We start from the raw sequence: 25,118 nt of genomic DNA on the forward strand, positions 1-25,118 counted from the left end.
CGCTCCTCAGTGGCGCAGCGGCCAGGCCGCGGACGGGTGCCCGGTCCCCTGGCCGACGTGGCGGGCGCAGGCGTCGGTGAGGACCTCGAGGAGGGTGAGCGGGTCGGGCAGCGCGTGCTCCGGGCCGCGGACCCAGTGCACCGCGCGGTCGTCGTCGCCGGGGAGCCGGGCGGGCGGGACGAGGACGTAGGAGCCGCGGCAGTGCCAGCGCAGGCCGGGGTGCTCGTCCATGGTCTCGGGGTGGCAGTCCAGCTCGCAGGGCCACCACTCGTCCTCGTCCTCGGGGGTGCCGCGGGTGAGGGTGAAGAAGAGCATGCGGCCGTCGTCGCTCGCGGCGACCGGGCCGACCTCGACGCCCGCGTCGAGCAGCCGGTCGAGTGCCTCCCGGCCGGCCTCCAGCGGCACGTCGAGGACGTCGTGCACCATGCCGGTCGCGGTGATGAAGTTGGCCTGCGGCTGGTGGCGGGCCCAGCGCTCGATCTGGGCGCGGTCGGTGGTGGACTGCGTCTGCCAGGCGAACGACACGGGGTGCCGGGCGGGGGTGGGACAGCCGACCCGGTCGCAGGAGCAGCGGTAGCCGGGGGCCGGGTACGCGGCGGGCGCGAGCGGCAGGCCCGCTCCGGCGGCGGCGAGCAGCAGGGCCTCACGGCCGCCGTCGTCGGCGGCCTCCTTCGGACGGCGTCCGCGCAGCCACTGGGAGAGTTTGCCCTGCCGGCCGGTGCGGCCGCCGTACTCCGCGCTCATCTATCCCCTTGCCTCGCCGTGGTGCGGACAGCATGCCCTATGGTCCCACCATCTTGCGCATCGGGGGTCCGGAGCACCCAATCGGGGCAGGTGGGACCAGCGGGACGGATGGGGCCCGGGGAGTCATCGCGGTGCGAGTCCGTGGAGGGCGTAGTCGACGAGGGTGTCGGTGTACGCGTACGACAGGGGGCCGGTGCGCTGGAGCCAGCGCTGGGCGAGCGGGGAGACGAAGAGTTCCAGGGCGATGCGCGGGTCGACGTCGGCGCGGACGTCCCCGGCGGCCTGGGCGGAGCGCAGGCGGTCGGCGTACAGCCGGAGGCTGGGTTCGAGGAGCTTGGTGACGAACTCGCGGCCGAGCTGCTCGTTGACCAGGCCCTCGGCGGTCAGCGCGCGGGACGGGGCCTCGAAGCGGGGGTCGAGGAGCTCGTCGACGGTGGCGCGCAGGACGGCCTTGAGGTCGGCGGCGAGGTCCCCGCTGTCCGGGATGGCGTACGGCACCTGCCCCGCCGCCTCGGCCGCCTGCTCGCCCAGGTCGAGGAACGCCTCCAGCAGCACGTCGGCCTTGGAGCCCCACCACCGGTAGATGGTCTGCTTGCCGACGCCGGCGCGGGCGGCGATGCCCTCGATCGTGGTCCTCGGGTACCCGACCTCCCCGACGAGCGCGAGGGCGGCCTCGTAGATGGCCCGCCGGGACTTCTCGCTGCGGCGGGTGGTGTCGGGGGCCGGCTTTCCGGGCTGGGTGACCATGCGACGACGGTACCAAGCACATGAGACGCCCCGTCTCGCCCCGTGCCCGCCGGGAAGGGGGCACGGGGGGGCGGGACAGGGGGCGGGGGGCGGGACGGGGGCAGGCGTCGGTGCGGGGCGGGGGCGCGGGGCAGTGCGGGGCGTCGGCTACGCGGGCTCTCCCGGGTAGCGGACGCCGATGTCGCGGCGGATCGTGTCCAGGGTGCGCAGGACGGCGAGGGTGCCGTCGAGGGGGACGAGGGGCGACTCGGTCTCCCCGGCGCGCAGCGCGCGCATGACCTCGCGGGCCTCGTGGCGCATGGTGGCGCGGGGCCCGTCGGCCGGGTCGGCGGTGAACTCCTCGGGGTCCCGGCCGGCGCGGTGCAGGACGAGGCGGTCGGGGTGGAAGAAGCCGGACGGGATGTCGATGCGGCCGCGCGAGCCGGTGACGGAGGCTGAGGTGCCGGTGCCGCCGACGAGGGAGCAGTGCAGGGCGGCGAGCGCGCCGGAGTCCCAGGACAGGGCGGCGACGGTCTGGAGGTCGACGCCCTCGGCGGAGAGGACGGCGCGGGCGGAGACCCCCGAGGGTTCGCCGAGCAGGAGCTGGGCGAAGGAGACGGGGTAGACGCCGAGGTCGAGGAGGGCGCCGCCGCCCTGGGCGGGGTCGCGCAGCCGGTGCGCGGGCGGGAAGGGGCCTTCGAGGCCGAAGTCGGCCTGCACGGTCCGCACCTCGCCGATCGCGCCGTCGTCGACCAGCGTCTTCAGACGCCGGATCAGCGGGTTGCAGTACATCCACATGGCTTCCATGAGGAAGCGCCCGTTGTCGCGGGCGAGCGCGACGAGTTCCTCGGCCTCCCGCACGTTCAGCGTGAACGGCTTCTCGCACAGCACGTTCCGCCCGGCCTTGAGGCACAGGCCGGCGGCGGACCGGTGCGCGGAGTGCGGGGTGGCGACGTAGACGACATCGATGTCCTCGTCCCAGGCCAGCGACTCCCAGTCGCCGTACGCCCGGGGTATCCCGAAGCGCTCGGCGAAGGCCCGCGCCGAGGTGTCGGTGCGCGAGGCGACCGCCACGACCTCCGCGTCGGGCAGGTCGATCAGGTCCGCCGTGAAGGCGGCGGCGATCCCGCCGGTCGCCAGGATCCCCCACCGCACGCTGTCCGTCGTCATCCCGCCCACCCTCGTGCCGTCCCATCGGTGCGTTCGAGCTGAGAGCATAGGTCGCGAAGACGTCGGAGAGGGAGGGGCGGCCAGATGCCCGAGGGTGGGGCGCCAGTGACGGGCGGGTCGGACACGGTCGACACGGAGACGGAGCGGCCGGAACGGGCGGGACGGGCGGGACGGACAGGGCAGGCGGGAGGGGCCGACCGGGCAGGCCAGGCGGGCCGGACGGACTCCCCGGTACGCACGGCGGGACGGACCGACTCCCCGGGACGCACGGCGGGCCGGACGGACTCCCCGGGACGCACGGCGGGACGGACCGACTCCCCGGGACGCACGGCGGGCCGGGCCGACTCGCCGGTACGCACGGCGGGGCCGTCGTCCGCCGAGCGGCGGACCGGGCTGCTCGTCGTCCTCCTCCTGGCCGGTCTGACCGCCACTCCCCCGCTGGCGATGGACATGTACCTCCCGGCGCTCCCGGAGGTCACCCGCTCCCTGCACGCGCCGGCCGCCACCGTCCAGCTCACGCTGACCGCCTGTCTGGCCGGCATGGCCCTGGGGCAGCTGGTGGTCGGGCCGATGAGCGACCGCTGGGGGCGCCGGCGTCCCCTGCTCGGCGGACTGGCCGTGTACGTCCTGGCCACCGCCCTGTGCGCGCTGGCGCCCACCGTCGGACTGCTCATCGCGTTCCGGCTGGTGCAGGGTCTCGCGGGCGCGGCGGGCATAGTGATCGCGCGGGCGGTGGTGCGGGACCTGTACGACGGGGTGGCGATGGCCCGCTTCTTCTCCACCCTGATGCTGGTCTCGGGGGTGGCCCCGGTGGTGGCGCCGCTGATCGGCGGGCAGATCCTGCGGGTGACGGACTGGCGGGGCGTGTTCGTGGTCCTGACGGTGGTCGGGACGCTGCTGGCCTGCCTGGTGGCGGCGCGGCTCCCGGAGACCCTGCCGCCCGCCGAACGCCACTCGGGCGGCGCGGGCGAGGCCCTGCGCTCGATGCGCGCCCTCCTCGCCGACCTGCCCTTCACCGGCTACCTCCTCACCGGCGGCTTCGCCTTCGCCGCCCTGTTCGCCTACATCTCGGCCTCGCCGTTCGTCGTCCAGGAGATCTACGGCGCCTCGCCGCAGACGTACAGCCTGCTGTTCGGCCTGAACTCGATCGGGCTGGTGGCGGTCGGCCAGGTCAACGGCAAGGTGCTGGTGGGCCGGGTCCGCCTGGACCGGGTGCTGGTCGCCGGTCTGGTGGTCGTCCTGCTGGCGGCGACGGCACTGCTGCTGATGGCGTCCGGGGTGTTCGGCGAGGTGGGGCTGGTCCCGGTGGCCGCCGCCCTGTTCGTCCTGATGTCCGCGATGGGCGTCACCCTGCCCAACGCCCAGACGCTCGCCCTGATGCGGGTCCGCCACTCCGCGGGCTCGGCGTCCGCCCTGCTGGGGACGTCGTCCTTCCTCATCGGCGCGATCGCCTCGCCGCTGGTCGGGATCGCCGGCGAGGACACCGCCGTGCCGATGGCCGTCGTACAGCTGGTGGCCACGCTGGTGGCGCTGGCCTGCTTCGCCGGCCTGTGCCGTCCCCGGAGGGGGACGGCGGCGGTGGAGAGCGGAGGCGCCGCCCGCGCGGGCGGGGCCGAGCACCGGGGAGCGGACAGCTGAGCGCACCGCGCCTGCGCGTCGACACCCCGGAGCGGGCCGGGCTCGACCCCGAGGAGATACGGCACCTCGCGTGGGACGTCGAGGGCCTCACCCGTGGTGGCCGCCCCTGGGCGGCGGGCGCCGTCGTGGTCGCCGGACGCGGCCCGGTGATCGCCGTCCAGCGGGCGGCCGGCTGGGCGGTGCGCTACGCGGCGTACGACCCCGAGGCCGGCGCGGGCGTGGAGCTGCCGCCCGGCAGGCGTGTCGCGATGACCGTGGACACGCCGTTCGACCTGGCCTCCCTCACCAAGCTGTTCACGTCGGTCGCGGCGGTCCAGCAGATCGAGCGGGGCACGCTCGGCATCGACACGCGGATCGGCGCCTACCTGCCGGACTTCCGCGCGGCCGCCGCCCACGGCGTCACCGTCCGCCAGTTGCTCACCCACACCTCCGGCCTCCGTCCCGAGCTGCCGCTGTACGACTGCGCGGACGACACGGAGCGCCTGGAGCTGCTGCGCGCCGAGGCGCCGGTGGACGCGCCGGGCACGTACCGGTACTCCGACCTGAACATGCTGCTGCTCCAGCAGCTCCTGGAGCGGATGACCGGGCGCGGCCTGGACGTCCTCGTGCGCGACGGGATCACCCGGCCGCTGGGCATGACGTCGACCGGCTTCGGGCCCTGCCCCGGCGCGGCGGCCACCGAGGACCAGCGGCGCCCGTGGGCCAAGGCCGACCGGGGTCCGCTGCGGGGCGTGGTGCACGACGAGAACGCCTGGGCGCTGGGCGGGGTGGCCGGTCACGCGGGCCTGTTCTCCACGGGCCGCGACCTGGCCGTGTTCTGCCGGGCCCTGCTCGCGGGCGGCGCGTACGGGCCCGCCCGCGTCCTCGGACCGGACTTCGCGGAACTGCTGCTGACGCCGCCGGGGCTGGGGTTCGCGGTGGACCAGCCGTGGTTCATGGGGGAGCTCGCCGGCCGGGGTGCCGCGGGCCACACGGGGTTCACGGGGACGTCGCTGGTGCTGGACCCGGCGACGGACATTTTCCTCGTCCTGCTGGCGAACACGGTGCATCCGGTACGCCGGCCACCGGACAGCGCGCCACGGGCCCGGGCGGGGACACGCCTGGCACGGGCGGTGCGGTGAGGCCGGCGGCCCGGGGGCGGGCGGCCCGGCGGTGCGGTGAGCCTTCCAGCTTGGCGCGGTGAGCCCGGCGGTGCGGTGAGCCCGCCAGCTTGGCGCGGTGAGCCTTCCGGCCCGGTGCGGTGAGCCCGCCAGCCTGGCGCGGTGAGCCCGGCGGCCCGGCGCGGTGAGCCCGGCGGCCCGGCACGGTAAGCACGCCAGCTTGGCGCGGTGAGCCCGGCGGCCCGGGGGCGGGCGGGTGCCGGGCCGCCCCGCAGGGGTCGGCGGCCCGATGCGGTGAACCCGCCGAGCCGGAGGGCAGGCGGGCGCCGACTGCCCCGCGGGGGGCGGCAGCCCGGTGCGGTGAACCCGCCCGGCCCAGGGGCAGGCGGGTGTCGGCCGCCCCGCGGGGGACGGCGGGTCGGGGCCGGGTGCGGGACCTGAGAAAATCGTGGGGTGAACGTCTCCGTATCCGCCTCCGAGATGCTCCGTGGCGCCCTCACGGATCTCCTCGACGGGCTCCCGCCCAAGCAGGCCGCGCAGGCCGTGGACCGGCTGATCGCCAACTACCGGGGGGCCACGCCCACCGACGCGCCCATCCTGCGCGACCGCGCCGATGTGGCCGCGTACGCCGCGTACCGCATGCCGGCGACCTTCGAGGCGGTCCGGTCGGCGCTGGAGGCGTTCGCGGACGCCGTGCCCGGGTGGGTGCCCGGTGGCCATGTGGACGTCGGCGGCGGCACCGGCGCGGCGACCTGGGCGGTCGGCGCGACCTGGAGCGGGCAGCGCCCGGTGACCGTCCTGGACTGGGCGGAGCCGGCGCTGGCCCTGGGCCGGGAGATCGCGGGCGCGAACCCGGCGCTGCGGGACGTCCGCTGGCAGCGCGCCCGCATCGGCGCGGCGCTCGCCCTCGACGCCACCGACCTGGTGACCGTCTCCTACGTCCTCAACGAGCTGTCCGCCGCCGACCGCGCCGCCCTGGTGGACGCGGCCGCGGCCGCCGCGCAGGCCGTGGTGATCGTCGAGCCGGGCACCCCGGACGGCTACGCGCGGATCATCGAGGCCCGCGGCCGGCTCGTCGCCGCCGGTTTCCGCGTCGCCGCCCCCTGCCCGCACAGCGCCGCCTGTCCGATCGCGCCGGGCACCGACTGGTGCCACTTCTCGGCGCGGGTCAGCCGTTCCTCGCTGCACCGGCAGGTCAAGGGCGGTTCGCTGCCGTACGAGGACGAGAAGTTCTCGTACGTCGCCGCCGCCCGCTTCCCCGTCGCCCCGGCGCCCGCCCGCGTCGTCCGGCGGCCGCAGATCCGCAAGGGCCAGGTGCTCCTCGACCTGTGCGGGGCCGAGGAGCGGCTGGAGCGGACGACGGTGACGAAACGCCACGGCGAGCTGTACCGGGCGGCGCGGGACGCCGACTGGGGCGACGCCTGGCCGCCGCCGGCCCCGTAGGGCGGCCCCCGGCCGCCGGGCAGGACGGCCTGCCGGGCGCGGCGGTTGCGGCCCCGTAGGTAAGGCGGTCCCGGCCGGGTAGGGCGGTCCTGACCCGTAGGGAAGTCCCGGCGCTGCGGGGCGCGGCGGTCCCGAGCCCGTAGGGAAGTCCCGGCCGGGCACGGCGGACCCGGCCGGCAGGACGGGCCCCTAGGGCGGCCCCGGCCGGGTCAGGCCGGCTTGAGGCCCTGGTCACCCACCTCGGTGACGAAGGACGCGGCGGTGGTGACCGGCGCGCCCGTGCGGGTGACGTAGGGGACGGTCTTGAAGTCGGCGCGGGCGAGGTCGCGGCCGAGGGCGACGGTGACGTAGCCGCGCCGCCCGTCGTAGAACTTCAGGTGCGGGTTGGCGGCCGTGTAGGTGGCCCAGTTGGCGGGCTTCTCGGAGCCGTCGCGGCCGCTGGCGATCGAGGTGGCCACGATCTCCGTGCCCAGCGTCCGGGACGCCGGGTCGTCGAAGTCGTCCTTGATGTCGAAGGCGTACCCGACGTGCACGTCACCGGTGAGGACCATGAGGTTGTCGACGCCGGCGGCCCCCGCGCCGTCCAGGACGCGGCGGCGGGAGGCGCGGTAGCCGTCCCAGGCGTCCATCGACAGCTTGGCGACCGGGTTCAGGTCCAGCTTCCGCTGCGAGAAGGTGACCTGCTGCGGTACGACGTTCCACAGCGCCCGTGACGTGCGCCAGCCGTCGAGCAGCCAGCGCTCCTGCGTGGCGCCGGTCATGGTGCGGGACGGGTCGTCGATGTCGGGGCCGGGGAGCTGGGCGCCGTCGCCGTAGGCCTGGTCGGAGCGGTACTGGCGGGTGTCGAGGACGTCGAACTGGGCGAGGTCGCCCCAGTGGAGGCGGCGGTAGAGCCGCATGTCGGAGCCGTCGGGGAGCTGGGGGCGGCGCAGCGGCTGGTTCTCCCAGTAGGCGCGGTAGGCGGAGGCGCGGCGCAGCAGGAACTCCTCCGGCGGGACGGTGTTCTCGGGGGTGTCGCCGGCGTAGTTGTTCTCGGTCTCGTGGTCGTCCCAGGTGACGACGAAGGGGTGCGCGGCGTGCGCGGCCATCAGGTCGGGGTCGGACTTGTAGAGGGCGTACCGCAGGCGGTAGTCCTCCAGGGTCACCGTCTCGTGGTCGAACAGGTCGGGGAGCGTGCGGTCGGTGTAGTTGCGGTAGTTGCCGACCGCGTTGACCGCGTACTCGTAGAGGTAGTCGCCGAGGTGGAAGACGACGTCGACGTCGTCCTGGGCGAGGTGGCCGTACGCGGTGTAGTAGCCGTCGGCGTAGGCCTGGCAGGAGACGGCGGCGAGGGTGAGGTCCGCGACGCGGGAGCGGGTGGCGGGCGCGGTGCGGGTGCGGCCGGTCGGGCTGGTCCAGGCGCCCACGCGGAAGCGGTAGTAGAAGACGCGGTCGGGGTCCAGGTGGCCGACCTCGACGTGGACGGTGTGGTGGAACTCGGGGTGGGCGGTGGCCGTGCCGCGTCTGACGGTGCGTCGGAAGTGCTCGTCGTGGGCCAGTTCCCAGCGGACGGTGACGCGTTCCGCGGGCAGGCCGCCGTCGGGCTGGTAGGGGGCCGGGGCGAGGCGGGTCCACAGGAGCACGGAGCCGGGCAGGGGGTCGCCGGAGGCCACCCCGAGGGTGAAGGGGTCGTCGGTGATCCGGGCGGGGTCGAGTTCGGCGGCGGCCGCGGCACCGGCGGCGGGCAGGTTGACCGCGAAGGCGAGGGCGGCGGCCGCGCCGGTGACGGTGAGGAAGCGGCGGCGGCCGATGTGCCGGGCGGCGGCGCGGAGTTCGGGGGCGTGCTGGGACGGGCGTGCTGCGGGTGTCATTCCGGTCCTCCCCTGAAGATGGATGCAGGAGGCATTGGAGTGGCCGGGAGCGACCCCGTGAAGACCCCGAAGGGGCGCGTGGACGACAGTCGGGTGGCGGACGGAAGCATTCCGTATCGCGGGCACTGCCGTACGCTGCGGGCCCATGAACGCCAAGCGAACTGACGTACAGTCGAAGATCGCCGTGGTCACGGGCGCCGGGTCCGGCATCGGCCGCGCCGTGGCCGTGGAACTGCTCCGCACGGGATGGTCGGTGGTCCTCACGGGCCGCCGCGCCGAGACCCTGGCGGAGACGGCCGCACTGGCCGCGCCCGAGACCGAGCCGCTCACCGTACGGACGGACGTCTCGCGCCCCGACGACGTGACGGCCCTCTTCGCCGCCGTGCGGGCCCGGTTCGGCCGGCTCGACCTGCTGTTCAACAACGCGGGCACGTTCGGCCCCGGTGGCGTGCCCGTCGAGGACCTCCCCTACGACGCCTGGCGGCACGTGGTGGACACCAACCTCAACGGGGCGTTCCTGTGCGCGCAGGCGGCGTACCGGCAGATGAAGGAGCAGGATCCGCAGGGCGGACGGATCATCAACAACGGCTCGGTCTCGGCCCACACGCCCCGCCCGCACTCCGTCGCCTACACGGCGACCAAGCACGCCCTCACCGGCCTCACCAAGTCGCTGTCGCTGGACGGGCGGCCGTACCGCATCGCGGTCGGGCAGATCGACATCGGCAACGCGGCGACCGACATGACGGCCCGGATGGCGACGGGCGCGCTCCAGGCCGACGGGAGGACCGTGCCGGAGCCGGTGATGGACGTCGCCGACGTGGCCCGCACCGTGCGGCACATGGCGGAGCTGCCGCTGGAGGCGAACGTGCAGTTCGCGACGGTCCTGGCGACGGCGATGCCGTACGTGGGCCGGGGCTGACCGCCCGCCCGACAGGACGTCACCTCATCGACCTGCACAAGCGGATCTTCCTCTTCCGCCCCATTGCGCCCGGTAGCGGACTTATGCTCGACTTACCTCCACCGAACGTTCACATGTGAGGCACGAACGTTCCACCGAGCCACATCGAGGGGGGAGGGGCAGCCGTTCCACGGCACCGGGTGGGGGTGGACCCCGCGCGGAGCCGCGGGGTACGCACCGGACCGTGGAACGGCTGCCGCACCACCGGGACACCCGCCCGCGCCACCGGGACACCCGCCCGCGCCACAGGGGCACTTCGGGCCCCCTCGGGGCACTTCGGGCACGCTCAGGGAATTCTCATCCCATACCCCGGTATTCCCAGGCCATGCACATCCTTTACCCATGCCGACTCAAAGGTTTCTCCCTAATTTGATGCCGCGCCCACAGCGGGCGCCAAGAACCTGACGAGGAACGGGATGTTTGGCATCTATCTCAAGCGCGAGCTGGGCCGGCGCAAGAAGGCGGCCCTGGTCATCGCACTGGGTCTGGCGCTCGGTATCGCGCTGGTCATCACCGTCAACTCGGTGTCGGCCGGCATGACACAGGCACAGGACAAGGTCCTGCAGTCGCTGTACGGCCTCGGCACCGACATGACCGTCACCAAGGCCCGTACGGCGCCCACCGGAAACAGCTCCCAGGGCCCCAGATTCGAGTTCGACGCCTCCTCCGACGAGGACGAGGAGCAGAGCTCGGACCGTGTGATGACGCAGGGAGGTCAGGCCCTGAAGTCGTCGCTCGTGACGAAGGTCGCGAAGCAGAAGGGCGTGGCGGCCGCGGTCGGCGCGCTCACCCTGAACGTCACCAAGGTCGACGGCTCCTTCACCCGCGGTGAGGCGCAGAGCTCCTCCGGCGGCCAGTCGCAGGGCCAGGGCGGCCCGGGCGGCGGCAGCGGCAACAGCACCGCGGCCCCGCAGGTCCAGGGCGGCGGCGCCTCCTTCGACGTCAACTCGTACTCCGTGGCGGGCGTCGACGTCACCGACCAGGACCTCGGCCCGCTGGCCGGCACGGAGATCACCTCCGGCAAGACGTTCACGACCGCGCAGGCCGACGCCAAGGTCGCGCTCGTCAGCGCCTCGTACGCCAAGGAGAACTCCTACAAGGTCGGCTCCACGCTGACCATCTCCGGCACCAAGTACAAGGTCATCGGCGTCGCGACGCCCGACAGCAGCGAGTCCACCACGGACGTCTACCTGCCGCTGAAGCAGGCGCAGACCCTCGCCGACGCGGCCGACCAGGTCACCACGATCTACGTCAAGGCGACCGACTCCCAGCAGATCGACACCGTCAAGGCGGCGATCCAGAAGAACATCTCCGGTACGACGGTGACGACCTCCGCCGACCTCGCGGACACGGTCTCCGGCTCCCTCTCCACCGCCTCCGACCTGGCGGCCGGCGTCGGCAAGTGGCTGTCCATCGCCGTGCTCGCGGCCGCGTTCCTGGTCGCCGCGCTGCTGACCTCCTCCGCGGTGTCCCGCCGGGTGCGCGAGTTCGGCACGCTGAAGGCGCTCGGCTGGCCGAGCCGCCGGGTGACCCGGCAGGTGGTCGGCGAGTCCATCGTCAACGGCCTCCTCGGCGGCGTCCTCGGCATCGCGCTCGGCCTGGCCGCGGCGTACACGGTGACGGCGATCAGCCCGACGCTGACGGCCGAGCTCGGCAACACCGGCGGCGGCATGGGCGGCGGCGGCATGGGCGGCGGCCCGGGCGGCGGTGGCATGGGCGGTCAGTCGTCCGGCAACACCCTGGAGATCGCGCTCTCCGCGCCCGTCTCCGTCACCACCATCGCGCTCGCGGTCGGCCTGGCGGTCGCCGGCGGTCTCATCGCCGGTGCCATGGGCGGCTGGCGCGCCTCCCGGATGCGCCCGGCGGACGCCCTGCGCAGCGTTTCCTGACCGGCCCGCCACCTCCCTCACGGATTACGGATCACGGAGAAGTCCATGTACAAGCTCACCGGCGTGACCAAGCGCTATACGCGGGGCAAGGAGACGGTCGAGGCGCTGCGCGGCATCGACCTCACGATCGAGGACGGCGACCAGCTCGTCATCCAGGGTCCCACCGGCGGCGGCAAGTCCACGCTGCTCCAGATGATCGGCGCCCTGGACCGCCCGTCCGAGGGCAGCGTCGAACTCGACGGCGTCGACCTGGCCCGCCTCAGCGAGGCGAAGCTGACCCGGGTGCGCGCCGAGAACATCGGCATCATCTTCCAGGCGTTCAACCTCATCCCCACCCTGACCGCCCAGGAGAACGTCGAGACCGCCCTGGTCCCGCTCGGCGTGAAGCCGGCCGAGCGGCGCGAGCGCGCGGCGGAGGCGCTCCGGTCGGTCGGCCTGGGCGAGCGGCTGTCGCACGTCCCGTCCGAGATGTCCGGCGGCCAGCAGCAGCGCGTCGCCATCGCCCGCGCGCTGGTGAAGAAGCCGAAGGTCCTCCTCGCCGACGAGCCCACCGGCAACCTCGACGAGGGCACCCGCGACGACATCATGACCCTGCTGGAGGGGCTGTGGCAGGAGTACGGGCTGACGTTCATCATGGTCACCCACGACTCGTCCATCGCCCGCCGCGCCCCGCGCCTGGCCACCATCAAGGCCGGGCAGCTGACGCTGAAGGAGCAGGCGGTCAGCCGCTGACCCTCCCGGTCGGCCCCTGCCGCGACGTCAGTCCCTGACACAACAGCCTCAGTACCTGACGCAGCCTCCCCAAGGGCCGCTCACCGCCCCAGCACCCGGCCGACCTCGGCCGTCCGCCGGGCAGTGGGCGGCCCGCCGCGTGTGTGACGGACCCGCGCGCGTGTGTGACGGACCCGCGCGTGTGTGACGGACCCGCGCGTGTGGGACGGAGGAGCCCCCCCGAACGGGCCGAACGGGCCGCTACGCCTGCCCGGTCTCGAAGCGGGAGATCCGCCCGTCGTCCTCCACCACGAACCGCCACTTGGTGCGCATCTCGCCCCAGGTGTCGTTGCTGTAGCGGGCGAGGAGGGCCCGGCCGCCGTCGGACTCGTTGTCGACCTCCAGGTGGCCGTGGGAGGAGAAGATCTCCCGATCGATCCACTCGGCGAGGTCGCGGTCGGAGCCGTCGTCCGCCATGGTCGCGTCGGCCGTCAGGAGGCTCATGAACGCCTCCCGGTCGTGCGCGTTCACCGCGGAGACGAAGGCCCGGACGGCCGGGTCGGTGAGTCTTCCGGTCTGGATCGTCATACGGCTCACCTTCACACCGCCCCGCGGACCCCGCCACCCGAACGGCGCCCGGAGGGGGCGGGACGGCCCGAGGAGTGCGACGGTGGAACGGCCCCACCCCCTCCGTCCCCACCGCCCCCTCCGCCCCGGGAGTCACCGTGACCTGTCTCGACCGACGTGATCTGGGCCTGCTGCTGCTCCGGCTGAGCACCGGCGGAGTGCTGGTGGCCCACGGCACGCAGAAGCTGTTCGGCTGGTTCGGCGGACACGGCCTGGAAGGCACCGGCCAGTTCATGGAGTCCGTCGGCTACGCCCCCGGCCGGGCGAGCGCGACGGCGTCGGGCCTGGCGGAGGCCGGCGGCGGTGCGCTGCTGGCGCTGGGCCTGGCCACCCCGGCGGCGGGCGCGGCGGCGGCCGGCGCGATGGCGGGCGCGGCCGCGGTGCACGTCCCGAACGGCTTCTTCGCGCAGGAGGGCGGCTACGAGTACGCGGCCACCCTCGGCCTCACCGGCGCGTCCCTCGCCATCACCGGCCCCGGCCGCCTCTCCCTCGACCACGTCCTCGGCCACACCGTCAACCGGGGCTGGATGGTCCCGGCGGCCCTCGGCGTGACGGCGGCGGCCACGGCGGTGATCGTGGGCCTGCGCACCCGGCGGCTGCGGCGCCGCCAGGAGGGCGAGCAGGAGGCGCTGTTCGAGGAGTGACCGACGGGGGCAGGCTGCGCCCATGACCGACAGCACCCCGCCCCCACCGGCCCCCGTCCCCACCGGTCTCTGGGCCACCGTCGACGCCCTGTGGGCCTGGCTGGACGCCGATCAGCCGATCGACGGCCGGGAGGGCCTGCTGCTGCGCATGCTGAAACTCTCCGAGGAGGTCGGCGAGGCCGCCCAGGCGGTCATCGGCGCGACCGGCCAGAACCCCCGCAAGGGCACCAGCCACACCTGGGAGGACGTCGAGGCCGCACTCTGCGACGTCGTGATCACGGCGCTGGTGGCACTGCGGACACTGACGCCCGACGCGCGGGGGGTGTTCGGGCGGCATCTGGCCCGGGTCGCGGAGCGGTCGCTGGGCACGACCGCTCCATGACACCCGGGCGCTCTGGGCGCTCTGGGCGCTCTGGGCGCAGCACAACGTCCGCCCGCCCGCATGGAGCAGAACGGACAGACGCAGGCTAAGGAATCGGCTGTCGTCCGGCTTGCCCGCTCAAGACCGAACCGCGCTGGTCTTCACCGTCTCGACGAACGCCGACCAGCCGGCCGTCGAGAAGACCAGCGCGGGCCCCTGCGGAGCCTTGGAGTCCCGGACCGGGACACCGGCCGGGTGTCCGTCGAGCACCTCGACACAACTACCGCCTTCGGGGCCGCTGTATGACGACTTACGCCAGCCTTGCAACGCGGAACTGTTCGAGATGGTCTGCTCAGTCACGGCGTCCGTAGTCCTCTGCTATCGCCCGCATCATGGCCAACGACTCCTTCAGCGACAGTGCGTCGCTCAGTGCCAGAGCGTAGACGCCTTGCAGGCGTGTGACCACGGCCGGAGAGTCATGCACCTTGCCGACCTGGACGCCTTCTGAGTAAGCAACCGGGGGCTGATCTTCGAACCACATCAAGGTCACCAAGCTTTGGAGCAGCTGATACGCACCGATGCCGTAGGGCATCACGTGTACGCGCACACGCCCGCTCTCCACAAGCCGAACCAGGTGCATGATCTGTTCGGCCATGATCTCTCGGCTGCCCACAACGCGACGCAGTACAGCTTCGTCGAGCAGGGCCCAGACGATCGGGCTAACCGAGTCGTCGAGGATCTTGGCACGGTCCAGGCGTGTGACAACGAGCCTGTCACATTCCTCTTCGCTCACTGGAGGGAAGGACGTGCTCAGAACCGCACGCGCGTACCTCTTGGTCTGGAGGATGCCCGGCACGAACGACGGCGCGAACTCATGGATCACCGTTGCCTGCTGTTCGAACAGCCGAGCCGCCTCAAAGTACTCCGCGACGGCCGCACCCTCATCCGGCAGGAAGCTGCTCAGCACATCCCCCGTGTCCAGCGCCCTGTCCAGCCGTCGCGCGTCCTCCTTCGACGGGATGCGGCGGCCGACCTCGATGTGCGAGATGTGCGAACGGGTCATGATCGCCTGGTCCGCCAGCTCCTGCTGCGTCAACCCGGCCGCCTCTCGCTGAGCCTTCAACCAGTCCCCGTAGATGTTACTCAAGGTCAACTCCCGTGCGACAGAAGTCTTGTCACCTGCTACCCCCTGGCGAGCCTAACCCCCCTCGTCTCACTCTGTGAGTGGATCGCTACACAGCGACGCCGTACCGCGCCCCTCATCCCGAGGTCGACCGCGTACGGACGCCCCCTCCGGCACACGACGGCCGGACCAGGGGCACGATCCCCACGACAAGCGGAGTCCGACAAAGTGCTGCCCTTCCTCGCCCGCCTCTTCGAGCAACTGCTGTGTCTCCTGTGGCCCCCGTCGGGACACCACCGACAGCTCACAACGACGCCGTCCGCCTCGGCCGCCCCGACCGCCCCCTGTCCGGGCCTCCGTCGCCCGCCCCACACCTCAGTACTGCGCGGGGAAGACAACGCCCTCGTCCGTCCCTACCTCACCGCGCGGAACGCCCACGACATGCAGGTGCCGGCATGACGAACCCCTCCCCCGCAACCACCCCACCGTCCGCCCCCTCTCCCGCCCCCACCCTCCACTTCAGAATCCAGCTCAGCTCCACCCGCCGAGGCGCTCGTCTCGCCCGTCTCCTCGTGGAGCAGCAGCTCCGAGACTGGGGCCTCCCCCGCACCGCCCCCGTCACACGCGCCGTCGTCGCCATCATGGCCGAACTCGCCGCGAACGCCGTCACGCACGGCCACACCGCGGGCCGGGACTTCGAGGTACGCCTGCACCTCACCGTCGCTCACGCCCGCGTCGAGGTGAGCGACACCCGCCCGGACCGACTGCCGCCACTGCCCGACACCGCAGCCCGACTCCCTGCCGCACTCCCCTCGCCGCCCGACACGGCCACGAACGGTCGCGGCCTGCTCCTCGTCGACGCCTTCGCCACCCGCTGGGGCTGCGAACCGCGTGACGGATGTGTGAAGACCGTATGGGCAGAGGTGTCCCGGTGACGGATCCAGCCTCCCGGCAGGACACCTGTGCGATAGAACGGATAGTCAACTACAGACGTCGACAAGTCTGTTCATCGGACGGAGACGAGCGTGGGACTGCCACCGGACCTGAAGGTCATCGCCGAGGGCATGGATCAAGGCGTCCATGGGAATGGTGGGCACCGTCATGGTCGGCACCCGTGACACCACCATCGCCCTCTTCCATGAACTCGACCGGCAGCACGGCATGGCCGGGGACGACGACGCCGGACGGGCGTTCGCGAAGGTGTACACGTCGGCGGCCTCCACCACGCTCGACAAGATGGGCTTCAGCGCCTATGTGATGGGCGAGACCGGCAAGGGTCTCCTGCGCAACGCCCGCGAGCGCCCGGCACCACCCGTCTGCTCACCCTGGGAGAGCAGCAGCAGTTCCGTACCCGGCTCAACTCGCTCAACACGGGAGGGTTCGCGGGAGGCGGTGGTCCCACCAATCCCGACAACGCCTATCAACTGCGCGTGGCCGGCTACCCGGAGCGCGAGGTACCGCTCGTCGGCCGTAAGCAGGGGCTCATCGTGGACAGCATACGCCCCGTCGACGGCTACCTGGTCGAGGCGAAGCACGTACGCGACCCGGACTGCGCGAAGCGCAGCTTCCGCAGCATCGAGCGCGTCAACGAGACCCTCGCCAAGCCCGTGAAGGTGGACGCACAGGGAAATCCGAAGTGGGACCCGCTCATCGACGGCATGTACCGGAGCGACGAGTCGGAGCTGCGCCGGTACAAGAGCGCGATGACCAACCCGGCGAACTCCGAGATCCGCGGCCTCGAGATCGTGACCAACGGCAAGGACAACGCGGCCTACTGGGAGTCCATGATGGCCATGAACGGTGTCACCGGTTCCGCCCGGTACGTGCCCTGAGAGTGAAGGACCTCTGTGACAGTCGAGCACAACCTGCGGTCGAACTTCGTCTTCGCTCCGCCTGAGGACAACCCGGCCGCATGGCAGGCGGGTCTGGAGACGTTCAGGGACGCGCTGGAGCGGTCTTTCCCCGACGCCTTCCTGGAGCCGAACACCTCCGGCCTCCGCGATGTCCCTGACCTGGACTTCGAGATCGAGGTGGCGCCGGACGTCTTCGTCACCGGGACGGCCGCCATGCCCGCCCCGGACTACGCCCACGTCAGCGTCATCGACGTGACCGCACACGGGGCGGCCTTGTTCGCCAAGTGGCTCCGTGACTCTTACGTTCCCTCACCTACGAGTGTGCGATTCCTCAGCAGCTTCGTCATGGAGAACGGCGACGAGACACCCTGGCCCTTGCCGGCGACAGGCGACGCCACGGAGATCGAGGCCGTACTGCGTAGGCACCTGGCGGCGACTGGAGCCGAGTGACTGCGGCGGCCCCGACGACGGCCGGATCGCCGTGATCCACGCCCAAGGTCTTGACGCATGCTCGTTCACCTCCCGCCACCTCCCGCCCGACCATGTGGACGGGGCGGAACGTGACTCCCGGTCGTCAGACGGCAACCACGTGTACGTCCGTAGGCGCGAGGACCGTCAGGTAGGCGTGGATGTCCCCCGGATCGGTGGTGAAGATCACCGCGCTGCCGTGCAGGGCTGCCGCCAGAGCCACCCAGGCGTCCACCGCGTCCGGCCGCTTCTTCGCCGGCAGGGCCGCCCGCCCCAGAGCGGTGCCGATGCGCCGCCAGTCCGCGAGGTCCGGGCCCGTCGCACAGGCCAGACACTCCGGACGGCCCGCCTTCGTCTCACGCATGGGCGGCTCGGACGTACGGGCGCGAGGGACCGTGCAGTCCTTCAGTACGCCGGACAGGGCGTGCACCAGCGCAGGCTGGGGGCGCCACACCTGGGCGAGGACCGGTCCGAGTACCAGCGCCCGGTGCGGGGCCGTGCGCAGTCCCTCGTGGAGAGCCACCGCCTTCGCCTTGCGGTCGGCGAGTGCGATGAGCATGCCAGTATCATAGACTGGCACCCGTGCGCTCACGCGGCGTGTCCCGGACGGCGGCCTTGCCGGTCCCGGCCGTGGACGAGCCCCAGGGCTTCCTCGACCTCGTGGCGTTCCTGCTCCGTCAGTTCCGCGGCCGGTTCCGGGGCTGGCTCGGCGGGCAGCCCGTCCGCTGCCTGCTCCGCCCGGGCGATGAGTGCGTCCACCTCGGCGAACTGTTCCTCTATGGCATCGCTCTCGGCCATCTGGCGCGTCGCGGCATGCACCAGGTAGGCCGAGACGTCCATGCCCACCCGTTCCGCGTGCTGCCTGATGCGTTCGGCCTGGTCCTGCTCCAAGCTGATGGTGATGCGCGCTTTTGCCACGAAGACATCGTAATACGCGTATGACGACAGGGTGAGAGCGGCCGCGGGGGCAACCGGCCCCTTTAGGGCACGGCGTGAAGGGGCCGGCAGACGAGTCGGGCTGTACGCCGGGGAGAATCACCTCAACGCTATGACCTGCACAAACGTGCAGAGAGGTCGCTTCCGTGGCTACCTTGATGGCTACGTAATTCGACGCCCCCGCCCGGCACGGTCCGCACGGGGGCTCCGTCGTTCTCGGGGTTCAGGCGGTCTGCTCGATGTGCTCGAAGATGTCCGAGTCCGTCTCCTGCTGCCAGGCCGGCAGGTCGGCCCAGTCGGCGACATATCCGGGCTTCGGCTCCTCGAAGTGCTTGAACATCTGAGCGGTCCAGCAGATCGCGACGAAGCGGCCCTTCTGCTCGCGGGTGAGCCGTGTGGCGTGCCCTTCGCTGACCTTGATGAAGTCCCGAACCTGTCCATACACGGCGGCGGCAGCCTCGCGCTCCCACTCGGGCGTCTCGTTCCACGGCGTGATGTAGCCGGGCTTCGGTTCACCGGGGTAGTGCTTGGTCACGCCGGCGATCCACGCCTCGCGGAAGATCCGACCGTCACTCATACACGTGTCCCTCTCGTCATGCGGTGCGCGAAAGCGCCGCGATTCGGTGATCCAGATCCGAGACTCGGCCGTCGGACATGAGCGGGGCAAGACGCCCTCGAAATCCGTCCAGCTTCTTGCCGATGAATCCCGAGTTCGACCGGTCGGCCAGGCTGAGCACTGCGTCCGCGTACTGCACGACCTGATCGACGTCGCCCCGGTGGGCCCCAAGGGCAGCAAGGTCGCTCAGTACGGCGGCGCGGCGGCGCAGCGACAGTGGTTGGGCGAGGGCTGCAGTGAGGGCATCTTTCGCGAGGTCAGGACGGCCGAGCTGAAGGTAGCAGGCCCCTCGTTCCTCGGGGAGGCGGGAACCGTCGAAGCGGAGCCAGCCGCCGTTGTGGGAGTGGCCGTCGAGGGAGTGCACCTTCTCGGCTTCGTCGAGGGCCCGGGCGCAGCCGTCGATGTCGCCCATGGCCGCGCACACCTGGGCCTGGACGGCGGCGACCCAGTGGCGGGTGGACAGCGCGCTGTCGCCCCGCCGGGCGATCCGGGAGGCCACCGCCAGCAGGGGCTGGGCAGCGGGCGCGCGGCGCGCGTACAGCTCGACGTAGGCGTGGCGGGTCATGGCACAGGCCCAGAGGTCGTGGTCACCACCAGCATGGGCGGCGTTGGCAGCCAGCGTGTAGCACTGTGCGGCGTCGGTGTACCAGTTGGCGTCGAAGAAGAGTTCGCCGGCGAGCTGGTAGAGGTCGGCCGCCATCGTGCACAGCCGGGCCCGGTCCGCTGCGGTACGCGCCTCGGCCAGGCCCTTCGTCAGGACGTCGAGCTGCTTGCGGACCGCCGGGAAGACGGTCGGCTTGGAGTCCGAGAGGGTGAAGACCTGCCACAGACTGCGGTGCAGCTCCTCCCCTGTCTCCAGGAGCGCCGCCACTGTGTGTCCTCGGGGGGCCTCGTCCGAACCGGGCAGGGTGACCAGCGCGCCCGTGACGGCGAGCAGGCCCAGGACATCGCGGCGCTTCATATCGTCATCATCACCGTGGAGGAGGGGTGGGGTGTCAGGAAGCACGGCGGTTTCGGCCGGCTGTTCTTCGAAGAGAAGCCCTTCCAGCTCGGAGAGGGTGACTCCTAACAGGCTGGCGATCTTGGGCCGTTGGTGCGGCTGTGGGGTGGCACGGCCACTTTCCCAACGGACCACGGTGGACGCGGCCACCGTAAGCGCTTCTGCGAATTCCTCCTGAGAGTAACCCTTTGCCACCCTCCGCTCGGCAAAGCGCCTACGCCTTAAAGCCATTGGTCTCCCCTCACGAAGAGCACCTTCCTCACTCGCAACACCCGATGCCCGGAAAACGCCTGGGCGATGCGCGGGGTCCGCTCTGGGAGACGGTAACGGATCGTCGTTCACTGGTCACACGCCGCTCGGAGGTTGAAAGACCGTCCGGGCGGCTCCCCAAGGCAGCGGGCCGCGCGCCGCGTCCCGTCCGGGCTGCTGCCAGTTGCCGCCCCATCAGAGAGGAGCCACCGCGTGACAACCTCCGAACTGCCCCGCAGGAACCCTGGCGCCAGCGGCCGCACGTACACGCCGCCGGAGCCCCGACCGGGTGCGCCGAGCCGAGCTCTGCGGGTACGGGCGGCCAGCGGCTGGGAGAAGTTCATGCGCCGCAGCGAGACGCGGCAGGAGATGGAGACGTGAACCCGGTCGGGCCCGACGGCTACGAGCAGCACCCGCTCCTGAACACGAACGTCCGCGACATCGCCTCACGCGGGGAGGGAGTTCTCGTCGCCGTCACGCACGAGCTCCACAGCCACGGCACGGTCCGGGTCGCGCACATCCGGCCCGCGTCCGGGGTCGAGTGGACGACCGCGGCCGGCAACGTCCAGGCCTCCCGCCTCTGAGTTGCTCCCCACAGATCGCCGTCCGCACCCGTCGGCGCGGACGGTTTCCCGCATCACCCCCTGCAACCGAAGGAGTCCCATGACCACCTCCGTCGTACTTCCCACCCCCACGCGGCCGTGGGGCGCGGGCCGACTCGCGCCCTACCCGACGACCATCCGCCAGCCCCACGCCACGGTCGCCGTCGACCCCACGACGCAGCTCGGGGTGTTCCGTGACCGCACCGGTCAGGTGGTCGAGATGGGCAAGCACGGCACCAGCTCCGGCACCGAGACCTCCACGACGACGAACTCGGACTCCCGGAACGACCAGGGTCACGACCAGGACAGCAGCCAGGACTGATGACAGTGACCGAGAAGAGGCCGGTACTGGTGGCCACCGAGGCGGACGACATCACCGCCGACATGGTGATCGCCGAACTCAATCGGCGCGATGTGCCGGTGGTCCGGTTCAACCCCGCCGACATCGGCGGGGACCTCACGGTCTCGGCTCGGTTCGGCACCTGCCCGACCCCTGTGGTCGGGCAGGTGCGCACCCCGTCGAGAACCGCAGACCTGACCCACGTCCGATCGGTGTACTGGCGCCGCCCGGAGTGGCCGTCGTTCCCCCACCTGTCCCCGGACGACTCCCGTTTCGCAGCGGCACAGGTCCGGTACGGGCTTGGAGGCACGCTCTACGCCTTCGACGGACCGCTCTGGGTCAACCACCCGTTACGCATTGCGGCGGCCGACTACAAGCCCGCCCAGCTCGCTCTCGCCCAGCAGCTCGGCTTCACCGTCCCGCCCACCCTCGTCACCAACGACCCGGCCGAGGCGCGCGAGTTCATCCGCACCCAAAGGGAAGCGATCTTCAAGACGCTGCGGTGGACCCCGTACTCACGTGAGAGCGTGCCGGTAACCGGATGGACTGCCCCCGTCACCGCCGACGAGATCGACGACAGCGTTCGCGTCACACCCCACCTGTTCCAGGCCCGGGTGGACAAGGTCGCCGACCTCCGTGTCCTGATCGTGGGCCGGCACACCTTCGCCGTACGCATCGACTCCGAGCTGCTGGACTGGCGCAAGGACTACAGCGCCCTGACCTACACCGTCGAACGCCTCCCCAGCCGCGTGGACATGGTGTTGCACACCTACCTGGACCGTCTGGGACTGGTGTCCGGAAGCTTCGACCTCGCGGTGGACGGGGCAGGGAACCACTGGTGGCTGGAGCTGAACCCCAACGGGCAGTGGGGGTGGCTGGAGTCGGAGACCGGCCTCCCGATGTCCGCCGCCTTCGCCGACCTACTCACGCAAGGAGACAGCCGATGACCGACTCGGCATCCGAGCGGCGCCGCATGGCCGCGCTGCTCAAGCGCAAGGGCGTCTTGAACTCCCCCTGGCTGCGCAGGGCCGTCGAGACCGTCCCTCGCGAGCAGTTCCTCCACCCCGGAGTCTTCCTCGACGAGGGGCGGACCTGGCGGCCCGTCACCGTCGTCGGTACGACCCCGGACGAGTGGCTGAAGGTCGCGTACAGCGTCGGCACCCTCACCACCCAGCTCGACGGCCACCTCACCGCCGACCAGACCGGCGAACCCGTCGCGGGCGTGCCCACGTCGTCCTCGACTGACCCGACCACCGTCGTCGGCATGGTCGAGGCCCTGGACCTCAAGGCGGACCACCACGTCCTGGAGATCGGCACGGGCACCGGCTACTCCACAGCCCTGATGTGCCACTACCTCGGCGAGGACAACGTCACCACGGTCGAGGTCGACCCTCAGGTGGCGGCACGCGCGGATGCCGCCCTGGAAACCGTCGGCTACTCGACGTGGACCGTGCCGGGCGACGGGCTTCTGGGCCATCCGCACCGAGCACCGTACGACCGGGTCATCGCCACCTGCGCCGTACGTCGCATCCCGTACACGTGGGTGCGGCAGACGAGGCCCGGTGGCATCGTTCTCGGCACGGTCGGCTCCTGGCCCTGGGGAACCGGCCTCGCCAGGGTCACCGTCGGTGATGACGGTACCGCTGAGGGCGCGATCATCGGAGGCTCCTCCTTCATGCAGGCACGGGCCCAGGCGGTGACGCCCGTGGCGGGCGACCTCTCCGCCCGGACCGCCTACGCGGACAGCGAGCGGACCGCACTGGTGTCCCCTCTCGTCCTGGAGGAGTGGATGCCCGCCTTCCTCGCACAGCTCGCCGCACCCGGTGCACAGTTCGTCCGCGCCACCCGCGCCGACGGCTCACCCTTGCGGTACCTGTTCGATCCGGAGCGGGAGTCGTTCGCCGAGTTCCTCGCCGACGGCGAGAGCTGGACCGTCCGCCAGGGCGGCCCCGTGGCTCTGTGGGACGACATCGAACGCTCCCTTGTCTCCTGGCAGGACGCCGGGACGCCGGACATCGACGCCATTCGGCTCCGCGTGACAACCACATCCCACCTGTACTGGATCGACCGGAGCCCGTCGCTGCGCTGGGAACACCGGCTCGCCTGAGCCACTACCCTCCTAGGAATGGACGATGAGTCGCTGTCCCAGTGGGCCGAGCGCCGTGACGCAAGGATCGGACAGCTCCGCGCCGTACCTCTCGTGAACGGCGACGGCACACGTGGGTCGCATCTGAACCCCGACGCGCCCCGGGCGATCCAGCGATGGAACGGACACATCTGGGAGCCCTACGGTTTCGCAGCGAACCTCGCGGAGGTGAAGCGGGTTCTGTTCCCCGACACCGAAACCGTCCCTTCCTCGGGGCCGGCGCCGAGGCTTGGCCCCGGGACCGGCAAGCACAGGAAGCCTCAGGCACCGCGATAGCCTCGGCCCGCCGGACGCCCGCCTCCAGCCCGCGAGGTTTGGGTACTTTCGTGGCTACGTACGTATCCGCGCAGTCCTGCTTGAACCGGTGTGGACCGGGGCCCTGCGGGGCCTGCCAATACACGAGAAATGGCCTCTGACCTGCGTTTCCAGTGGTCAAAGCCCCCAGGAAACAGACGAGTCGGGCTCTACGCCGGGCCCATCCGAGGCACCCGTCGGGACGCCAACGTCCACATCACCCTGCGGGAGAGGGTGGTGTTAGGGACGGTGAAGTGCGCGAAGGGGGCGTAGTCGGTGCGTTCAAGGCCGGGAAGATCAGACGTCATCGTCCGCTCACTCTCTCCGCATGACTGGTACGGCCACTGCGGAATGTCCGAATTCAGTGGGGTAGCGCGTACACGGCGCCCGAAAAAGCCACAGTGCAGCAGGTGTTCCCACGCTTATGTTCCCGTCCTTGTACGAGGCCGCGGAGTTGTAGTCCGGGCTGCCGCGATCGTCCTCGCGAGGTCATCGACACGGGCCGCGAGTGCCTGGGGCGGCAGAGACAGGTCCACCACATGCTGGTAGAGCATGATCGCACCGCCGGGAACGGGAACGCGTATCCCCGTGCCGTCTTCGTCCCCCGCGACGGATACGAGATGCCCCTCGGACAGTCCGAAGCAGGTGCAGTACGCCAGCATCTGGTAGAGATTGGCCCGCTTGACGCCGTCCTGGTACTTGGCGTCCACGAGGATGGCCGGATGCAGGGCCCCGTCCTCGCCCGGCAGTTTGTGCACGAGGTCCGGCAGGAGGGGGTACTCGCTCCGGTCGTCCAGGAAGTGTGTGTTCGCCTGAGCCTGGAAGCGCCCTCCGATCTGCCGTTCGAGTGCGGACCCGAGGGCCTTCGCGAGGAACTCCTCGAAGGCTTTCTCCATGTTGAGGAGGAGGCCGTCGACCCTGACCGGCCGGCCATCGGTGTATTCGAAGGAAGCGCCCTTGAGGATGATCTCGGCGAGGCGCAGAGCCGGGATGTAGTGGGCGTTGAGTCTGCTGGGCGTCCATGCCGCCACGGGAGCTCCGAGCACCGGTGCGGTCACGCCGTCCAACAGGGCGTCCAGCCTCCGAAGTCTGGCACGGTCCTGCGACTGGACTTCTGGAAGCCGGGTGAGGCGGCGGGCCGCACCGAGCAGCAGTTGGTTCTCGGGGATGTCGGGGGTGTGTTCGTCGTACGAGATCTCCAGGGGAAGGGCGAGACCTGGGCGGCTGCGGAGCTGAGCGGCTGCGCGCAGCCGCCCGCGCAGCATCATCGAGGTGTCCTCTCGCCCCCGGTATCCGGACAGCGGGCCGCGACGGAGTGCCTGTTCGGCTGCTCGGGCGAAAGTGTGGGCGATCGCCGGGAACAGTTCGTTCCGTACGGCCGCGTCGACCGGGTCGGGCTGCCAGCGCGCCCAGCGCGGCGCGTAGGCCAGCAGATACAGCAGCCGGTCCACCGTGACCTTCGGGGCGATACGCAGTTGGACGACGCCCTCGGCCGTGCCGAGCCGAACCGCACCGACCGTCCGTCTGGCCCTCAGCTCCCAGCGGGAACGGTCCGCGCCCCGGCCGGCTGGACGAACCTCGATGAGCTTGCGGGCGTCCTCGGAGCTGAGCGTGTCCACTTGTGCGGCGG

At 71.7% G+C, this 25,118-nt stretch carries 29 protein-coding genes and 1 pseudogene; 17 read left to right on the forward strand and 13 right to left on the reverse strand.

Annotated elements, in window-relative coordinates; translation table 11 throughout:
* Positions 1–6 precede the first annotated feature (6 nt).
* From ACFYWQ_RS01610 to ACFYWQ_RS01620, 3 genes are all read right to left on the reverse strand, one after another.
* A complete protein-coding gene (locus ACFYWQ_RS01610) occupies positions 7–744 on the reverse strand; it encodes a bifunctional DNA primase/polymerase (protein ID WP_389511768.1) in 738 nt (245 codons plus the stop codon).
* Positions 745–867: 123 nt separating this feature from the next.
* Positions 868–1,491 (reverse strand): TetR/AcrR family transcriptional regulator, encoded by a 624-nt coding sequence (locus ACFYWQ_RS01615; protein ID WP_389511770.1) that lies wholly within the window; start codon positions 1,489–1,491, stop codon positions 868–870.
* 147 nt (positions 1,492–1,638) lie between these two features.
* On the reverse strand, positions 1,639–2,640 hold the full coding sequence (locus ACFYWQ_RS01620; protein ID WP_389511772.1) for a Gfo/Idh/MocA family protein: 1,002 nt from the start codon (positions 2,638–2,640) through the stop codon (positions 1,639–1,641).
* A gap of 105 nt (positions 2,641–2,745) precedes the next feature.
* On the opposite strand from ACFYWQ_RS01620, the gene ACFYWQ_RS01625 reads away from it, so the two are divergent.
* The 3 genes from ACFYWQ_RS01625 to ACFYWQ_RS01635 all read left to right on the forward strand — a co-directional run bounded on the left by ACFYWQ_RS01625 (position 2,746) and on the right by ACFYWQ_RS01635 (position 6,821).
* Entirely contained in the window at positions 2,746–4,278 is a 1,533-nt protein-coding gene (locus tag ACFYWQ_RS01625) for a multidrug effflux MFS transporter (RefSeq protein WP_389511773.1), read from the forward strand.
* Positions 4,275–5,399: a serine hydrolase domain-containing protein gene (locus ACFYWQ_RS01630; RefSeq protein WP_389512848.1), complete on the forward strand. Its 1,125-nt coding sequence runs from the start codon at positions 4,275–4,277 to the stop codon at positions 5,397–5,399. Before ACFYWQ_RS01625 ends, ACFYWQ_RS01630 begins: the two co-directional genes overlap by 4 nt.
* A 459-nt stretch (positions 5,400–5,858) precedes the next feature.
* Positions 5,859–6,821 carry a small ribosomal subunit Rsm22 family protein gene (locus tag ACFYWQ_RS01635; RefSeq protein ID WP_389512850.1) on the forward strand — a complete coding sequence of 321 codons (963 nt, stop codon included), beginning with the start codon at positions 5,859–5,861 and terminating at the stop codon, positions 6,819–6,821.
* Between the two features lie 209 nt (positions 6,822–7,030).
* Here the strand turns inward: ACFYWQ_RS01635 and ACFYWQ_RS01640 are convergent, their stop codons facing one another.
* Positions 7,031–8,671: an alkaline phosphatase D family protein gene (locus ACFYWQ_RS01640; RefSeq protein WP_389511774.1), complete on the reverse strand. Its 1,641-nt coding sequence runs from the start codon at positions 8,669–8,671 to the stop codon at positions 7,031–7,033.
* Positions 8,672–8,816: 145 nt separating this feature from the next.
* On the opposite strand from ACFYWQ_RS01640, the gene ACFYWQ_RS01645 reads away from it, so the two are divergent.
* From ACFYWQ_RS01645 to ACFYWQ_RS01655, 3 genes are all read left to right on the forward strand, one after another.
* The gene (locus tag ACFYWQ_RS01645) at positions 8,817–9,590 is read left to right on the forward strand and encodes an SDR family oxidoreductase (RefSeq protein ID WP_389511775.1); all 774 of its coding nucleotides are present in this window, start codon (positions 8,817–8,819) and stop codon (positions 9,588–9,590) included.
* 455 nt (positions 9,591–10,045) lie between these two features.
* Positions 10,046–11,518, forward strand: coding sequence for an ABC transporter permease (locus ACFYWQ_RS01650; protein ID WP_389511777.1), 1,473 nt, complete (start codon positions 10,046–10,048; stop codon positions 11,516–11,518).
* 45 nt (positions 11,519–11,563) lie between these two features.
* Positions 11,564–12,250: an ABC transporter ATP-binding protein gene (locus ACFYWQ_RS01655; RefSeq protein WP_389511779.1), complete on the forward strand. Its 687-nt coding sequence runs from the start codon at positions 11,564–11,566 to the stop codon at positions 12,248–12,250.
* A 240-nt stretch (positions 12,251–12,490) separates the two neighbouring features.
* Here the strand turns inward: ACFYWQ_RS01655 and ACFYWQ_RS01660 are convergent, their stop codons facing one another.
* Positions 12,491–12,817, reverse strand: a complete 327-nt coding sequence (locus tag ACFYWQ_RS01660; RefSeq protein WP_389511780.1) for a nuclear transport factor 2 family protein — start codon at positions 12,815–12,817, stop codon at positions 12,491–12,493.
* A 137-nt stretch (positions 12,818–12,954) separates the two neighbouring features.
* On the opposite strand from ACFYWQ_RS01660, the gene ACFYWQ_RS01665 reads away from it, so the two are divergent.
* Positions 12,955–13,500, forward strand: coding sequence for a DoxX family protein (locus tag ACFYWQ_RS01665; RefSeq protein ID WP_389511781.1), 546 nt, complete (start codon positions 12,955–12,957; stop codon positions 13,498–13,500).
* Positions 13,501–13,522: 22 nt separating this feature from the next.
* Entirely contained in the window at positions 13,523–13,882 is a 360-nt protein-coding gene (locus ACFYWQ_RS01670; protein ID WP_389511782.1) for a MazG-like family protein, read from the forward strand.
* A gap of 117 nt (positions 13,883–13,999) precedes the next feature.
* Here the strand turns inward: ACFYWQ_RS01670 and ACFYWQ_RS01675 are convergent, their stop codons facing one another.
* Positions 14,000–14,221: a DUF397 domain-containing protein gene (locus ACFYWQ_RS01675; RefSeq protein ID WP_389511783.1), complete on the reverse strand. Its 222-nt coding sequence runs from the start codon at positions 14,219–14,221 to the stop codon at positions 14,000–14,002.
* Positions 14,214–15,008, reverse strand: coding sequence for a helix-turn-helix domain-containing protein (locus tag ACFYWQ_RS01680; protein WP_389511785.1), 795 nt, complete (start codon positions 15,006–15,008; stop codon positions 14,214–14,216). Before ACFYWQ_RS01680 ends, ACFYWQ_RS01675 begins: the two co-directional genes overlap by 8 nt.
* Before the next feature lie 431 nt (positions 15,009–15,439).
* On the opposite strand from ACFYWQ_RS01680, the gene ACFYWQ_RS01685 reads away from it, so the two are divergent.
* From ACFYWQ_RS01685 to ACFYWQ_RS01695, 3 genes are all read left to right on the forward strand, one after another.
* Positions 15,440–15,919: an ATP-binding protein gene (locus ACFYWQ_RS01685; RefSeq protein ID WP_389511787.1), complete on the forward strand. Its 480-nt coding sequence runs from the start codon at positions 15,440–15,442 to the stop codon at positions 15,917–15,919.
* A gap of 390 nt (positions 15,920–16,309) precedes the next feature.
* Complete coding sequence (locus ACFYWQ_RS01690; protein WP_389512852.1) at positions 16,310–16,816, forward strand: restriction endonuclease fold toxin-2 domain-containing protein; 507 nt, start codon at positions 16,310–16,312, stop codon at positions 16,814–16,816.
* Between the two features lie 15 nt (positions 16,817–16,831).
* Positions 16,832–17,287 carry a hypothetical protein gene (locus ACFYWQ_RS01695; RefSeq protein WP_389511789.1) on the forward strand — a complete coding sequence of 152 codons (456 nt, stop codon included), beginning with the start codon at positions 16,832–16,834 and terminating at the stop codon, positions 17,285–17,287.
* Between the two features lie 124 nt (positions 17,288–17,411).
* Here ACFYWQ_RS01695 and ACFYWQ_RS01700 read toward each other — a convergent pair whose 3' ends face one another.
* From ACFYWQ_RS01700 to ACFYWQ_RS01720, 5 genes and pseudogenes are all read right to left on the reverse strand, one after another.
* On the reverse strand, positions 17,412–17,864 hold the full coding sequence (locus ACFYWQ_RS01700) for a hypothetical protein (RefSeq protein WP_389511791.1): 453 nt from the start codon (positions 17,862–17,864) through the stop codon (positions 17,412–17,414).
* 29 nt (positions 17,865–17,893) lie between these two features.
* Positions 17,894–18,223, reverse strand: a complete 330-nt coding sequence (locus ACFYWQ_RS01705; RefSeq protein ID WP_389511793.1) for a hypothetical protein — start codon at positions 18,221–18,223, stop codon at positions 17,894–17,896.
* Positions 18,224–18,464: 241 nt separating this feature from the next.
* Positions 18,465–18,818, reverse strand: coding sequence for a hypothetical protein (locus ACFYWQ_RS01710; RefSeq protein WP_389511794.1), 354 nt, complete (start codon positions 18,816–18,818; stop codon positions 18,465–18,467).
* A 16-nt stretch (positions 18,819–18,834) separates the two neighbouring features.
* Positions 18,835–19,818, reverse strand: coding sequence for a hypothetical protein (locus ACFYWQ_RS01715; RefSeq protein WP_389512854.1), 984 nt, complete (start codon positions 19,816–19,818; stop codon positions 18,835–18,837).
* 141 nt (positions 19,819–19,959) lie between these two features.
* Positions 19,960–20,088 (reverse strand): annotated as a pseudogene (locus tag ACFYWQ_RS01720) (multiprotein-bridging factor 1 family protein); the annotation flags it as partial.
* Between the two features lie 231 nt (positions 20,089–20,319).
* On the opposite strand from ACFYWQ_RS01720, the gene ACFYWQ_RS01725 reads away from it, so the two are divergent.
* The 6 genes from ACFYWQ_RS01725 to ACFYWQ_RS01750 all read left to right on the forward strand — a co-directional run bounded on the left by ACFYWQ_RS01725 (position 20,320) and on the right by ACFYWQ_RS01750 (position 23,470).
* Positions 20,320–20,487: a hypothetical protein gene (locus ACFYWQ_RS01725; protein ID WP_389511795.1), complete on the forward strand. Its 168-nt coding sequence runs from the start codon at positions 20,320–20,322 to the stop codon at positions 20,485–20,487.
* Positions 20,484–20,690 carry a hypothetical protein gene (locus ACFYWQ_RS01730; RefSeq protein WP_389511796.1) on the forward strand — a complete coding sequence of 69 codons (207 nt, stop codon included), beginning with the start codon at positions 20,484–20,486 and terminating at the stop codon, positions 20,688–20,690. The genes ACFYWQ_RS01725 and ACFYWQ_RS01730 overlap by 4 nt, the downstream gene beginning before the upstream one ends.
* Before the next feature lie 79 nt (positions 20,691–20,769).
* Positions 20,770–21,030: a putative ATP-grasp-modified RiPP gene (gene tgmA, locus ACFYWQ_RS01735; RefSeq protein ID WP_389511797.1), complete on the forward strand. Its 261-nt coding sequence runs from the start codon at positions 20,770–20,772 to the stop codon at positions 21,028–21,030.
* Positions 21,030–21,995 carry an ATP-grasp ribosomal peptide maturase gene (gene tgmB, locus ACFYWQ_RS01740; protein WP_389511799.1) on the forward strand — a complete coding sequence of 322 codons (966 nt, stop codon included), beginning with the start codon at positions 21,030–21,032 and terminating at the stop codon, positions 21,993–21,995. The genes tgmA and tgmB overlap by 1 nt, the downstream gene beginning before the upstream one ends.
* A complete protein-coding gene (tgmC, locus tag ACFYWQ_RS01745) occupies positions 21,992–23,155 on the forward strand; it encodes an ATP-grasp peptide maturase system methyltransferase (RefSeq protein ID WP_389511800.1) in 1,164 nt (387 codons plus the stop codon). The genes tgmB and tgmC overlap by 4 nt, the downstream gene beginning before the upstream one ends.
* Positions 23,156–23,173: 18 nt before the next feature.
* Positions 23,174–23,470, forward strand: a complete 297-nt coding sequence (locus ACFYWQ_RS01750) for a DUF6087 family protein (protein ID WP_389511802.1) — start codon at positions 23,174–23,176, stop codon at positions 23,468–23,470.
* A 440-nt stretch (positions 23,471–23,910) separates the two neighbouring features.
* On the opposite strand, the gene ACFYWQ_RS01755 is transcribed toward ACFYWQ_RS01750, so the two are convergent.
* Positions 23,911–25,107: an McrC family protein gene (locus tag ACFYWQ_RS01755; RefSeq protein ID WP_389511804.1), complete on the reverse strand. Its 1,197-nt coding sequence runs from the start codon at positions 25,105–25,107 to the stop codon at positions 23,911–23,913.
* Between the last annotated feature and the right edge of the window lie 11 nt (positions 25,108–25,118).

Source organism: Streptomyces sp. NPDC003247, assembly GCF_042888135.1.
Classification (GTDB): domain Bacteria; phylum Actinomycetota; class Actinomycetes; order Streptomycetales; family Streptomycetaceae; genus Streptomyces.